The organism is Pseudomonas sp. UTLPPB19802 (genome assembly GCF_059730225.1).
This window is the reverse complement of the sequence record NZ_AP048545.1, coordinates 3,353,499-3,366,139: the sequence shown is the minus strand read 5'-3', so window position 1 is coordinate 3,366,139 and position 12,641 is coordinate 3,353,499. Positions and strand designations below refer to the sequence as shown.

General features: G+C 59.0%; 13 protein-coding genes. All 13 read left to right on the top strand.

What is annotated here, in order from left to right; genetic code table 11:
* Positions 1 to 295: 295 nt before the first annotated feature.
* The 13 genes from AC6I6U_RS15130 (at position 296) to AC6I6U_RS15070 (ending at position 12,631) form a co-directional block, all read left to right on the top strand.
* A complete protein-coding gene (locus AC6I6U_RS15130) occupies positions 296 to 715 on the top strand; it encodes a hypothetical protein (protein ID WP_497882708.1) in 420 nt (139 codons plus the stop codon).
* Positions 716 to 1,067: 352 nt separating this feature from the next.
* Positions 1,068 to 2,771: a type II secretion system ATPase GspE gene (gene gspE, locus AC6I6U_RS15125; protein ID WP_497882707.1), complete on the top strand. Its 1,704-nt coding sequence runs from the start codon at positions 1,068 to 1,070 to the stop codon at positions 2,769 to 2,771.
* A gap of 2 nt (positions 2,772 to 2,773) precedes the next feature.
* Entirely contained in the window at positions 2,774 to 3,985 is a 1,212-nt protein-coding gene (gene gspF, locus AC6I6U_RS15120; RefSeq protein WP_497882706.1) for a type II secretion system inner membrane protein GspF, read from the top strand.
* Positions 3,986 to 3,997: 12 nt separating this feature from the next.
* The gene (gene gspG, locus AC6I6U_RS15115) at positions 3,998 to 4,420 is read left to right on the top strand and encodes a type II secretion system major pseudopilin GspG (protein ID WP_497882705.1); all 423 of its coding nucleotides are present in this window, start codon (positions 3,998 to 4,000) and stop codon (positions 4,418 to 4,420) included.
* A gap of 2 nt (positions 4,421 to 4,422) precedes the next feature.
* Positions 4,423 to 4,878, top strand: coding sequence for a GspH/FimT family pseudopilin (locus AC6I6U_RS15110; RefSeq protein WP_497882704.1), 456 nt, complete (start codon positions 4,423 to 4,425; stop codon positions 4,876 to 4,878).
* On the top strand, positions 4,875 to 5,255 hold the full coding sequence (locus AC6I6U_RS15105) for a type IV pilus modification PilV family protein (protein ID WP_497882703.1): 381 nt from the start codon (positions 4,875 to 4,877) through the stop codon (positions 5,253 to 5,255). The genes AC6I6U_RS15110 and AC6I6U_RS15105 overlap by 4 nt, the downstream gene beginning before the upstream one ends.
* A complete protein-coding gene (locus tag AC6I6U_RS15100; protein WP_497882702.1) occupies positions 5,252 to 5,884 on the top strand; it encodes a type II secretion system protein GspJ in 633 nt (210 codons plus the stop codon). The genes AC6I6U_RS15105 and AC6I6U_RS15100 overlap by 4 nt, the downstream gene beginning before the upstream one ends.
* Positions 5,881 to 6,591 carry a PilX N-terminal domain-containing pilus assembly protein gene (locus AC6I6U_RS15095; protein WP_497882701.1) on the top strand — a complete coding sequence of 237 codons (711 nt, stop codon included), beginning with the start codon at positions 5,881 to 5,883 and terminating at the stop codon, positions 6,589 to 6,591. Before AC6I6U_RS15100 ends, AC6I6U_RS15095 begins: the two co-directional genes overlap by 4 nt.
* Before the next feature lie 35 nt (positions 6,592 to 6,626).
* Positions 6,627 to 7,694 (top strand): PilN domain-containing protein, encoded by a 1,068-nt coding sequence (locus AC6I6U_RS15090; RefSeq protein WP_497882700.1) that lies wholly within the window; start codon positions 6,627 to 6,629, stop codon positions 7,692 to 7,694.
* Positions 7,669 to 8,271 (top strand): type II secretion system protein GspM, encoded by a 603-nt coding sequence (gene gspM / locus AC6I6U_RS15085; protein WP_497882699.1) that lies wholly within the window; start codon positions 7,669 to 7,671, stop codon positions 8,269 to 8,271. Before AC6I6U_RS15090 ends, gspM begins: the two co-directional genes overlap by 26 nt.
* On the top strand, positions 8,268 to 8,774 hold the full coding sequence (locus AC6I6U_RS15080; protein WP_497882698.1) for a hypothetical protein: 507 nt from the start codon (positions 8,268 to 8,270) through the stop codon (positions 8,772 to 8,774). The genes gspM and AC6I6U_RS15080 overlap by 4 nt, the downstream gene beginning before the upstream one ends.
* Positions 8,775 to 8,862: 88 nt before the next feature.
* Positions 8,863 to 11,085, top strand: coding sequence for a type II secretion system secretin GspD (gspD, locus tag AC6I6U_RS15075; RefSeq protein ID WP_497883034.1), 2,223 nt, complete (start codon positions 8,863 to 8,865; stop codon positions 11,083 to 11,085).
* A gap of 124 nt (positions 11,086 to 11,209) precedes the next feature.
* The gene (locus AC6I6U_RS15070) at positions 11,210 to 12,631 is read left to right on the top strand and encodes a DUF6531 domain-containing protein (RefSeq protein ID WP_497882697.1); all 1,422 of its coding nucleotides are present in this window, start codon (positions 11,210 to 11,212) and stop codon (positions 12,629 to 12,631) included.
* The last annotated feature ends 10 nt before the right edge of the window (positions 12,632 to 12,641 follow it).

Sequence of the window (12,641 nt, the reverse complement as noted above, 5' to 3'; positions counted from 1 at the left end):
AAATACGAGAACCTGGAGTGCCTTCTCCTAACAAGAGGCGGCACTTTAAAATACATATGGGAGAAATCACTTCCCCACTTACCAGAAGCTTAACAAGCCCAACCTCCCTATACCTAAACGCTAATAGCCGTTTCTGCACAGTGCCTGTGGTAGGATGGCGGTGAGTGATGATTATACGGAAGTCGACCATGATGCCCTCCAATGAGGCTGGTATACCAGCGAATAGTGGTCCGCCCTATCCAAAGACAACAATATCATTCACTCTTGCTACCCGCAGCCTAAAGGTGAATACACCATGTTATCCCGAGATTTTCATGACGAAAAATTGATATCCATTACTGCGACGGATGACACGCTCACCCTTGAGATATCCGCCGAAAATGGCGTTTACCGGATTATCGTCAGCGACCTGGAAAAATTACGCGTTTCCGACTTCAAGGAAGGCAACATAATAAGCGCCGCTCGCATAGTGCACCCAAAGCAACCTAGCAATAGCGAAAGCACAGCTGCCTCATTGCTTAAGTACGCCTATGAACTGGGCGATGCCAACTTGCAACACAATGCAAAAACCGCATCATTCCTAGAGAAGAAAATCAAACAACATGAGGAAGGCTCTCTTATCATTTTAGAAATAGAGCCTTCCTACGGAGCTTACTTAGTGGCTATAGGCAAAAAAGTTACAGAGAAAAAACGTCCGACTAACGTATCCAAATAGATCTACCGCAAGTTCCATGGTTTACCTGACATCTAACCATAACGCCAACATAAACAGCGCCGATGCTTCCTGCTCGGCGCTGTTCCTCCCCTACAAACCATCGCCAAAGGTGCTCCAAACACGCCTGCGCGTTGATTTGTGAGCTGCATTTTTTTGTGCTCAGGCCACCTGATACACGGCATCATTAGGAAGGAAAGCCAATGCGATATACACTTCCCTCCTCAATTGCTCCTGATTTAGAAGGACCTGAATCCATGCCCCTGCGCTGCTCCATCGGGTACTCCAACAGCCGATCGGTATTTGATGAAGTAGCACGCGCAGAACAATCCTCCAGCTATTGGGGCGCACAACCATGAATACCCTGTCGCCCCCGGACCTGACGCAGAGCGCCGTTGACTGGCTGGTCAGTGCAGGCCGCCTCAAGCGTACCGATGTCGATCGTGCCCAGCAGTTGCAGACAGGGCCGCGCATACAGGCCCCCACCGAGGTTCTGTCGCGTCTGGGGCTGCTGTCCGAGCAGGATCTGGCGTTGGCCTGGTCACAGGTATTGGATGCCCCGCTGCTACTCGCCACCGACGCACCTGAGCTCAATGACAACTTTCCAGAGCTGTCCGTGCGTTTTCTCAAGCACCACGGACTGGTGCCATTGTCAGCGGTCGAAGGCGAGCTGCATGTGCTCATGGCGGATCCGACGCAGACCAGTGCGATCGAAGCGCTGGTCTACGCCTGCCAATGTCCGGTTCGGATCTCGATCGGTTTGCGCAGCGAAATCGAGCAACTGATCGAGCGCTACTACGGCCGTGGCAGAACAGCCATGGGCACGCTGATCGAGAACCTGGAAGAAGACACCAGCGATCAGTTGGCTGATATCGAACACCTTAAGGACCTGGCCTCCGAGGCCCCCGTCATCCGCCTGGTCAACCTGATCCTGCAGCGTGCGGTCGAGCAACGCGCTTCCGACATCCATATCGAGCCGTTCGAAAGCCAGCTCAAGGTCCGCTACCGCATCGACGGGGTGCTGCAAGTCGCAGAGGCCCCTCCTGTCAGTTCTTCGGCAGCTGTCATCTCGCGCATCAAGATCATGGCCAAACTGGACATCGCCGAGCGGCGCCTGCCTCAGGACGGACGCATCATGCTGCGTATCCAGGGCAAGGAACTCGACCTTCGTGTGTCCACTGTTCCCACCAGCTTTGGCGAATCGGTGGTGATGCGCCTGCTGGATCGCGAGACGGTGACGTTCGATTTCCCGAGCCTGGGTTTTGACGGCGAGCGCCTGGACGGTTTTCTGGAAGTGCTGGAGCGGCCCCACGGCATCTTGTTGGTCACAGGCCCGACAGGGTCTGGCAAGACCACCACGCTCTATACCGCCCTGTCTCGGCTCAACACCACGCAGCGCAAGATCATCACTGTCGAGGACCCGGTTGAATACCAACTGGAGGGCATCAACCAGATCCAGGTCAAACCCACCATCGGCCTGGATTTCGCCGGCGTACTGCGCTCGATCGTGCGCCAGGACCCAGACGTGATCATGATTGGTGAGATGCGCGATCTGGAAACCTGCCGGATCGCGATCCAGTCGTCGCTAACGGGTCACCTGGTACTCTCAACCCTGCATACCAACAGTGCGGCCGCCAGTATCACGCGCCTGCTGGACATGGGCGTCGAGAGTTACCTGATTGCCTCGACCGTGAACGGCATCCTGGCTCAGCGCCTGGTGCGTCGATTAATGCCGCAGTGGCGCGAGGCTTTCGAGGCGCCGCCTGAACTGATCGCCGAGCACCAGCTCGACAGATTCACGGATGAAAGGCCGATCCTGCTCTATCGCCCCAAACCGGATGCGCCTGGAACGGGCTATCAGGGACGTAGTGCCTTGACCGAGCTGCTGGTAATGAACGAGACGCTCCGTTCGTTACTTATGCGCCAAGCCGACGCCGCAACGCTCGAAGCCGCGGCACGAGCCTCTGGACTATGCACGCTCTACGAAGACGGGCTGCGCCAGGCGCTGGCCGGTATCACCAGCCTTGAGGAAGTCCTCCGTGTTACCCGCAGCGAGTGAGCATGCAGTCCTATAAGTACCGGGCGCTCGACCCAAACGGCGCCGCCCAGAGCGGTCTGCTCGATGCCGAGAGTACGGAGAAAGCCGCGAGCCAGCTCCAGGAACGCGGCTGGCTGGTGCTGCACATTGAGTCCTCCACCGGCAACGCCGCTCCTGGATTCAAGAACTGGTTCCAGCGCCCGCCGTTGAGCGCCGTCGAACTTGCCCGTTTCACCCAGCAGCTTGCCACCTTGATGGGCGCAGGCCAGCCGCTGGAGCGGGCCCTCAATACCCTGGTGCGCCAACCCGGCAAACCGCAGGCCCGACTGTTACTGGAGCGCATCCGTGATCGCGTCAAGGGTGGACAGACGCTGTCCTCGGCCATGTCACTGGAAGGCGCGCAGTTTTCTGCGCTGTACCTGGGCCTGGTGAAGGCCGGCGAAGCCGGTGGTGAATTGGCCGAAACACTCACCCAACTGACCGCCTACCTGGAGCGGGCGCAGAAGGTGAAGAGCGAAGTCATCAACGCACTGATCTACCCGGCCTTTTTGATCATCGGTGTGCTGGGCTCGCTGATCTTGCTGCTGGCCTATGTGGTGCCACAGTTCGTGCCCATCTTTGCCGGGTTGGGCGTACCGGTTCCGCTGATCACCGAAGCGATTTTGGGCGTTGGCCAGATGCTGAGTGACTACGGCCTTTACCTGATGCTCGCGTTCATCGCCGCCTTGCTGTTGTTCAATCGCCGCCTGCGCAGCCCGGCTGGGCGCCAGGCCTGGGACACACGTATCTTGCATTGGCGCATTGTCGGGCCGTTGTTGCTGCGCCTGGAAACCGCCCGCCTGGCACATACGCTGGGCACCTTGCTCAGCCAAGGGGTGCCGCTGATTGCCTCGTTCGACATCGCGCTGCTGGTCTGTCGCAACCAGGCGATCCGCAACGCGGTGGAGCACACCATCATCAAAGTCAAGGACGGCACTCGCCTCTCCAAGGCGCTGGAGGCCGAGAATGTCTTGCCTGACCTGGCGATACAGATGATTCAGGTCGGCGAAGAGTCGGGCACCCTCGACACCATGTTGCTCAAAGTGGCCGCGGTGTATGACGAAGATGCCAAGCGCAGTATCGACCGTCTGCTCGCGGCCCTGGTCCCCTCCCTCACGCTGGTCATGGCTGCCTTGGTGGCGATGATCATGCTGGCTATCATGCTCCCGCTGATGAACCTCACCAGCAGCATCTGAATGGAATCCACCATGAAACGTGTTCACTCCCTCTCCTCCTCCCAGCGCGGCTTTACGCTCCTTGAGATGCTGGCCGTCATTGTGTTGCTCGGCATCGTCGCGACGATTGTCGTGCGCCAGGTCGGCGGAAACGTCGACAAAGGCAAGTACGGCGCCGGTAAAGCACAACTGGCGAGCCTTTCCATGAAAATCGAGAGCTACAACCTCGACGTAGGTTCTGCCCCCAAGGACCTCAGTGCCCTGACCAGCAAACCTGCCAATGCCCGTAACTGGAACGGCCCCTACGCCAAACCCAGCGACCTGACCGATCCGTTCGGCAATGCCTTCGGCTATCGCGCGCCGGGTGAACACGGCCCATTTGATCTGACGTTCTACGGTAAAGACGGCCAACCCGGCGGCGACGGCTACAACGCTGACGTCGGCAACTGGGAGTAACAGTGAGGCACCGCCATCAAGCCCAGCAGGGCTTTACCCTGCTGGAGATGCTGGTCGTGATCGTCATCATCGCGATCGGCTTCAGCTTGCTGGCCTTCGGGGTTTCCAAGGGATTGCAGAACAGCCGTGATCGCCAGGCCAAGACGGACCTGGCCATTGCCTTGCGCAGTGCACGTACCCAGGCCATCGTGAGCGGCCAGTCGACGCTGCTGCATATTGACCTGACTCGCAACGCTTACCGGGTGCCAGGCCAAGCCGAACACCTACTGCCACAAGGCATGAAAATGCGCCTGACCACCGCCGCCAACCTGACCCCGCAAGAAGGTGCAATTGCCTTCTACCCCAATGGCAGTTCCAGTGGCGGCAACCTCTATCTGGAAAAAGGCACACAGGCCTGGCGGCTGGACATTGCCTGGCTGACCGGCCGGGTCTCCTGGACGGCAGTCGACCAGCCATGACCCCGCTCAAGCGTTCTGCTCAGCAAGGATTCACCCTGCTGGAAATGCTGGCAGCCATTGTGCTGCTGAGCATTGGCTTCGCGGTTTTCCTCAACGCCATGGGATACGCCACCCGCACGCTGACCCAGAGCAACCAGACCACCCATCTCGCCCTGTTGGCCAAGTCGGTGCTCGATGAGCAGACTACCGGCCTGCTCAAGTCCGGACGCTGGGAGGGCAAGGTTGATGATGTGAATTGGCAACTGACGTCGACCTTGCTCCCCGGCCAATCCATGGCACAGCTGTACCGGCTGGAATTGTCTCTGGAGCAAGGCAGCCGCCAGGCACGCTTCACAACGCTGCGGGCGCAGGGCAAAGCCCTTGGATCGGCCAGATGAGATCACGTCATCGGGGCTTCACGCTGCTGGAAGTGCTGATTGCACTGAGCCTGCTCGGCCTGTTGATGGTCCTCATTGCCTCGGCCTTGAGCATGGGCAACCGCACGCTGGAAATGAGTGAGCGGTATTCCGATCGCCTGAACGAAGTCAGAACCGCACAACGCTTTTTACGCAGTGCCATACAGCAAAGCCTCCCTGTTCCCTTTTTGCAGGATGGCAAGAATGTCCGCTGGGTGTTGTTCGAAGGGGAACGCGAGACGATGCGCTTTGTTGCGCCCCTGCCCTCACAGCTGGCAGGAGGCGTTCAACTGCACGCCTTCACGCTGGTGGACAGTGACAACGCCGCTCATGATCTGCAGGTGAGCTTCTCGCAGATCACCCGCGACGGATCACGTCCATGGGGCGAACCCCAGCGCTTGCTGCAGCACCTGGGCCACCTGCGCTTCAGTTATCGAGGGCTGGACAACAACCTGCGCGTAACCGACTGGCTGGAGCGCTGGCCGTGGCCGGAACGACTCCCGCAATACGTACGCGTTGAGCTCTCGGCTCAAGGGCCGATCGACTGGCCACCCTTGGTGGTCGCCATACACCTGAGTCCGGCGGTGAACCCAAGCGGGGTAACGCCATGAAGCATCAACGTGGCGCGGCCCTGATCATCGCGCTGTGGGCGCTGGCACTGCTGAGCCTGCTGATGGGCGCCGTGGTGCAGTCCATACGCCTGGAGAATCGTCAAAGTGCCTACGAACTCCAGCACGCCCAGGCGCAGCTTGCCGCCGAAGCGGGACTGGCATTGGCGATTCAGGCAATGAGTACCTCGCCGGCCGGCATGGTCGCAGATGGACGCCCCTATACGTTGCCGTTCGAAGACGCCCAACTGACCCTGCGGGTGTACAGCGAGCGCGGCAAGCTGGACCTGAACTTTGCGAACGCTGAACACTTCGCGCGCCTGGCCGGCTACCTGGGCGCTTCTGCTGATCAAACCGCGCAGCTCACGGCGCAACTGACGACCCGTCGAGCAGACGGCAAAACCCTCAGGGCCCTTGAAGAACTGCAGCAGTTTGCCGGCATGGATCCATCGCTTTATGAGCGCCTGATACCTGACTTGACGCTGTGGACAGGACTGGGTCAACCTGATCCCTCGTTTGCATCCGACACAGTTCGTTCAGCCCTCAGGCTTGGGCCCGCCGTGCCCGGAAGAAACCCCGGCACCGCCCTGAGCGCGCGCATACGAGCCGTGCTTGCCAATGGGACGTCAGCAGATCTGAACGTGGCTTTTATCCTCAACCCTCAAGGAGACGGCACGCAACTCTACCGCGTGCTGCGTTGGCAAGAATGAAGACAGCAATAGGGAATGGGGCTTCGGCACTGCGGATGCTGAAAAGTCGGCTGTCGCACCAGTGGCGCAGTTCAGAGCTGCCTGCCTTTTTCCAGTGGTGGCGACGGGAGCTGATGGCCTGCCTGCCCAAATCATGGCGCGACGCCTTGCTGGCCTCTGAGCAGGAAGTATTGCTGGTGCAAGGTGTCGATGGCACCTGGATGCCTCAAGGCACACCGCAGCCACTACCGCCCCTCTCGTCGGGTCAGCAACGCCGGCATACCCTCGTGCTGCCACGTGAACAGGTGCTGGTGATCGCGGTGCAACTGCCGCTGGCAGCCTCGCCAGACGCTGATGCTGCGCTCGCGTTCGAGATGGACAAGTACACCCCGTTCAAGGCCGGCGACGTCTATTTCGATAAGGTGCGCGTGCGGGGCTCTCACTCGCACCCTGATTTCCTGGATTTTCAGTTGGTCGTGGTTCTGCGTGAGCGGCTCAACGCCGTACTGGAAGCCGCCGGCCAGGCAGGTCGAGCCATTGATGCCGTCGATGCCTATGGCGACCAAGGCACGCGCCTGAACATTAACCTGCTGCCCGCCGAGCAGCGTCCCAAGCGCCAGCATCCCGTGCGCCGCCTCCAGCAGGTCCTGGCCGGTGTGGGTGTGGTTCTGCTGATATCGGTCATGCTGCTGTGGGTGCATAACCGCCAGGGCGCGCTGGAGGAGATGCAGCGCCAGGTAAAGGTGCTGCGCAGCGATACCCAGCAGATCCAGGCCTTACAGCAGCAGCTCAGCGAACTGCAGGATGCTGGGCGCTTCGTCGAGGACCAAAAGACCCAGGCCATCTCCAAGGCCGCCTTGTTACAGGAGCTGACCACCTGCATTCCTGACAACACCTGGCTGGAACAGTTGGACATCAGCCAGCAAGGCACCGTCAGCCTGAGCGGACAGAGCAGCCAGGCCAGCGAGTTGATCGAGAAAATGAAAGCCTGCTCGCGCTTGGAGGGCCTGCAGTTTCAGGGCATCATTCAGCCTGACCGCAACACCGGCCTGGACCGCTTCAACCTGACTGCCCAACTCCGTATCAAGGATGATCGCAATGCGTCTGCGCCTGACAGCCCGTGAGCAACGAGGCGCGGCCCTGGCCTTGGCTGCCGGCGTGCTGTTGAGTGCCTACTGGTTGGGGATTCACTGGTGGTTTACCGCGCCACTGCAGTCCATTTCGGATGACATGGACACCTTGCGCGCCAACCAGCAACGCTACCAGGCCCTTCAGGCACAGCGCCCGATCATCGAGGCGCAGTTGGCCGAGGCCAGGAACACACCGCAGAACAACGAACGCCTGCTGTCTGACTCCGACACGGGCGCGGCCACCGCGCAGTTGATGCAACTGGTCTCCTCGAAGCTTCAGTCCGTAGCCGCTTCAGGCAACGACTGCAACATCACCAACCGAATGCCAATCGCCGCCAGCGAGTCAGGGCCCTACAAGCAGGTCAAGGTCAGCATCAACCTGGACTGCACGATCCAGCCGCTGTCTGCCCTGCTCTACCAACTGGAAAACGACCGGGTCTCGCTGTTTGTGGATGTGCTCAGCCTGCGTCGAGGCTCACAACAGTCACCTGAGCAAAACCATCGCCTCACGGCCCAGATTCTGGTCAGCGCCTATGTGCGCCACCCCGCCAATAAAGAGGCTGCCCAGTGACCGTCAAAGACTTTGGCCGCTTGAACCTGGCGATGGTGGTGTTCATCGCACTCCTGGCTGCAGCAGGACTGGCGATGCTCGGTGGCTGGGGAACGGCAATCGAATGGCACCCCAGCGCCGAGCCCAAAGCCGCTCGGCCCCAGTCAGCAGCTCTCGCGGCGCCAGCAGCGGTGCCCCTGCAGAACTACAGCGCTATCTGGAACCACTCCCTGTTCAATCAGGACCGGGCAGCGGACCCCGTGGCGCCTGCCGCTAAAGTCGAGACCGCTGCGCCCGTTCTAACAGGGTTGTCACTGACCGGAGTCTTGATTTCACCGCCCCTTCATAAAGCTTTTTTCAAGAGCGCCGATGGCAAGAGTCTGAGCCTGAATGAAGGTGAAGAGCTGCCTAACGGCTGGGTCGTTGAAAAGATCGAAAGCGAGAAAGTCTCGCTGAGCTTCAAGTCCGTCCGCCAGGACCTGCTGCTCCCTGTATTGAAACTCCCGGAATCGGCCTTGCGCTAAACACGCCAACGCTCCCAAGAACCTCTTTATCTTTGCCAAGACCGCCACAGGATTGCTCAACGTGATCAGACGCTTCGCCTTTCCATGCATGACCAGTCTTCTTCTGCTGTCTGGTTGCATGTCCAGCTCCACCGACGAAGCACGGGATGACAGCATTCTCCAGGCAGGCCTGGCCGGTACCGGCCCGGACCGCCAGCCCGTTGCAAGTGCACCGGTAGCAAGCCCTGCGCCGCTGCCGATCAGTGCCGCCACGGTGGCGCAAGCGCCACAACACCAGATCATCCGCGGCACCCGCGGCCTGGTGACCCCCAAAGGCACTGCCGTCAAACCAAAGCCCACTGCGGCGCCCGGTGAAGCCGGCACCATGTTCAACTTCTCGAGCATTTCGATCCAGGCGGTGGTCAACACCATCCTGGGCGATGTCCTCAAGGAGAACTACAGCATTGGTCAGGGCGTGACGGGTGACGTGACCTTCTCCACCTCCAAGCCGGTCGACAAGCAACAGGCGTTTGCCATTCTGGAAACCCTACTGTCCTGGACCAACAACGCCATTATCCGTCAGGGCGATCGCTACCTGGTGCTGCCGGCCAACCAGGCCGTCGCCGGCAGGCTCACCCCCAGCATGTCGATTCCTGAGCCTGGCAGCGGCCTGACCGCACGCTTCTTCACGTTGCAGTACATGTCGCCTGTCGAGATGCAGAAACTGCTCAAGCCCTTTGCCCGTGAAAGCGCGTTCCTCATGGTCGACCCTTCGCGCAACGTCATGGTCATGGCGGGTACTCCCGACGAGCTGAACAACTACCAGCAGACCATCAGCACCTTCGACGTGAACTGGCTCAAGGGCATGTCGATCGGTGTCTTCGGCTTGAAACGCGCCAATGTCAGCCAACTGATGCCGGAGCTGGATCGACTGTTCGGCCCTCAAAGCGGTACGCCACTGGCCGGCATGCTGCGCTTTTTGCCAATCGAGCGCACCAACGCCATCGTCGCCATCTCCCCGCAGCCGGAATACCTGAACGACGTGGCCCGCTGGATCGATACCATCGACCAGGGCGGTGGCAACGAACCGCAGATGTACGTCTATGACGTGCGCAACATGAAAGCCACTGATTTGGCCAAGTACCTGCGCCAGATCTACAGCGACGAGGCGGTGGCCGATGACGCGCCGGCCCAGGTTGCTCCAGGCCTGCGCACGGTGACCTTGTCGAGCAGCGGATTTGGTAATGGTGCCAACAGCGGCCCGACCAGCCTCGGCGGCGGTGCGAACAACATGGGCAGCGGCAACCTGGGTGGTCTCAGCGACAAGCAGCGTACTTACCCAGAGGACGGCACCCAGGAAGACTCATTCGGCAATGGCAACAACAGCAGCAACCGGCTCAAGGGCGGCTTCACGGATGCGGTACGCATCACCGCCCAGAAGAGCAGCAACCAGTTGCTGGTGCGCAGCCGCCCGAACCAATGGGCAGAGATTCAGTCGGCCATTCAGCGGCTCGACGCCATGCCCATGCAGGTGCAGATCGAAACCCGCATCCTCGAGGTCAGCCTCACCGGTTCGCTGAACCTGGGCGTGCAGTGGTACCTGGGGCGCCTGGCCGGCAACTCCACCACCAAGGGCATCGAAAACGTTTCGGGTAGCCAGGGGGCTATCGGCAGTGGCGGTGCAGCGCTCGGTGCCACCGATTCGCTGTTCTACTCCTTCGTGAGCAAAAACCTGCAGGTGGCGCTGCATGCCCTGGAGACCGAAGGCAACACGCGTGTCCTGTCCGCACCTTCCCTAGTCGTCATGAACAACCAACAGGCGCAGATTCAGGTCGGCAACAATATCCCGATCAACCAGACCACCATCAACACCGGCAGCACCAACCTGACCACCAGCACCGTGCAGTACGTGCAGACCGGCGTCATCCTGGACGTGGTGCCGCGCATCAATCCGGGTGGCTTGGTGTATCTGGACATTCAGCAACAGGTCAGCGACGCCAGCAACGCCGTCGATGCCAACGGCAACCCGACGATTTCGACGCGGGCGGTCTCGACCCAGGTCGCGGTGCAGAGTGGCCAGACTATCCTGCTGGGCGGGCTGATTCAGCAGAACGACTCCAAGACCGACAACAGCGTGCCGTACCTGGGCAAGATTCCGGGGCTTCAGTGGTTGTTCGGCAATACCGAGCGCAAGAACGGCCGGTCTGAGCTGATTGTCTTGATCACTCCGAGGGTGATCACCGGCAGCAGTGAAGCTAAAGATGTCACGGATGAGTATCGGCAGAAGATGCAGTTGATGACGCCGATGAAGAGCACAATGACAGATATCTAACTAATTGTTGCAGAGGGAACTGAACATGAAGCTAGCAAATTCACAGAAAAGCTGCCTAGCGCACTATTTTTCAGGCAGCAGGAAGCCCCCTCGGAAACCTCGCTACAGTACAGCAGCAATCACAATGCTGACCTTAATTGGTGCAAGCCAGGCATTTGGAGAACCCTACTACTGGTACAACAATGACCGTACCGCCAAATTTTCATCGGCGCAGGCGGCCTGCAACGGCACTATGTATGCGTTCAGCGAAATTCAACCCGCTAGAAACCCACGAGTAAGCCCATATACAGATGTCGCCTACCATTGCACTTGGGATTGGTATCAACCCTTTGACGGAAACTGGTACGAACAAAGCTGGCAAATGTATTTTGTTTATCGATACGGTGATACCTGCGGACCTGATGCGACCGCTGATTGTGATGCACAGGAGCAAAAAGGAACACCGCCTGCACTAAGTTGTGTCGGCAATCCTATCAATATAGCGATTGGCAACAAGTACGAAAAAGAAGACGATTATGTCTCACCGGACCAAAACGGCAGAGGCTTTTCTAGATACTACAACAGTGTGGATGGGCTCTGGCGACACACATACTCGGCATATCTCAGATTCTCTCTTGATAAATGGGCTCTGATCGCACCCGATGGTAAGGAGCATTACTTCCATACAGTCTTCCGCTATTCTCTTTCTGGCGGAAGTAGCTTGAACCAAGTCGGCGACACATGGGAATGGGTATCAGAAACAGGTGACACATACAAATTCAATTCTGGCGGCGGGTTGATTGGGATAATTAGTACTGCTGGCGCCGAGCAAAAAATTACTGTTGTAAACGGTCAGTCGATCGTCACTGACAGTAGTGGCCGTCAACTCACTTTCACCGAAGACGCTCAGCATCAACCTCTGAGCTTTTCAGCGGGGGACTTGAACATTGCCTATGTCTACGAGGACGGCGCGCACCTCTCCCAAGTCCAACGCACGGCAGCCGGTGCCACCACCGTGCGAAAGTATCTTTATGAGGACACCCGCAACAATGGCCTGTTAACGGGCATTATTGATGAGCGTGGCGTCCGCTTTGCCACCTGGAGCTATGACGCTCAATGGCGTGCGGTCTCCAGTGAACATGCCGGTGGTGCCCAGAAAACGCTCGTTGCCTATAACGCCGATGACTCAAGGACGGTTACCAACGAGCTGGGTAAGAACACAACCTATCGCTTCGTGACAGTGGGCAATGTCAAACGCGTGAGTGCGATTGAGGGAGAACCTTCAGCCAACTGCCCAGCAAGCAACTCCAGCTTCACGTACAACACCCTCGGCCAGATGCTGACCAAAACCGATGCGAAGGGATTGATCACCACGTACACCTACAATGACCGCGGCCTGGAGACCAGCCGAACCGAAGCCAGCGGCACCCCGCTTGCCCGTACAACTACCACTGAGTGGGATCCTGTGCGGTACCTCAAGACCAAGGTTGTTGAACCCTCCCGAACCACGGTATACACCTATGACGCCCAAGGAAGGTCGCTGAGTCAGCAGACATCACCCAACTGAGCCTAATCGT

What these genes read in the sequence shown, in the direction of transcription:
- AC6I6U_RS15100 (WP_497882702.1), top strand. Translation starts at nt 5,252, where the DNA reads ATGAGATCACGTCATCGGGGCTTCACGCTGCTGGAAGTGCTGATTGCA.
- AC6I6U_RS15095 (WP_497882701.1), top strand. Translation starts at nt 5,881, where the DNA reads ATGAAGCATCAACGTGGCGCGGCCCTGATCATCGCGCTGTGGGCGCTG.
- AC6I6U_RS15105 (WP_497882703.1), top strand. Translation starts at nt 4,875, where the DNA reads ATGACCCCGCTCAAGCGTTCTGCTCAGCAAGGATTCACCCTGCTGGAA.
- gspM (WP_497882699.1), top strand. Translation starts at nt 7,669, where the DNA reads ATGCGTCTGCGCCTGACAGCCCGTGAGCAACGAGGCGCGGCCCTGGCC.
- AC6I6U_RS15130 (WP_497882708.1), top strand. Translation starts at nt 296, where the DNA reads ATGTTATCCCGAGATTTTCATGACGAAAAATTGATATCCATTACTGCG.
- AC6I6U_RS15090 (WP_497882700.1), top strand. Translation starts at nt 6,627, where the DNA reads ATGCTGAAAAGTCGGCTGTCGCACCAGTGGCGCAGTTCAGAGCTGCCT.
- gspF (WP_497882706.1), top strand. Translation starts at nt 2,774, where the DNA reads ATGCAGTCCTATAAGTACCGGGCGCTCGACCCAAACGGCGCCGCCCAG.
- gspE (WP_497882707.1), top strand. Translation starts at nt 1,068, where the DNA reads ATGAATACCCTGTCGCCCCCGGACCTGACGCAGAGCGCCGTTGACTGG.
- gspG (WP_497882705.1), top strand. Translation starts at nt 3,998, where the DNA reads ATGAAACGTGTTCACTCCCTCTCCTCCTCCCAGCGCGGCTTTACGCTC.
- AC6I6U_RS15070 (WP_497882697.1), top strand. Translation starts at nt 11,210, where the DNA reads ATGCTGACCTTAATTGGTGCAAGCCAGGCATTTGGAGAACCCTACTAC.
- gspD (WP_497883034.1), top strand. Translation starts at nt 8,863, where the DNA reads ATGACCAGTCTTCTTCTGCTGTCTGGTTGCATGTCCAGCTCCACCGAC.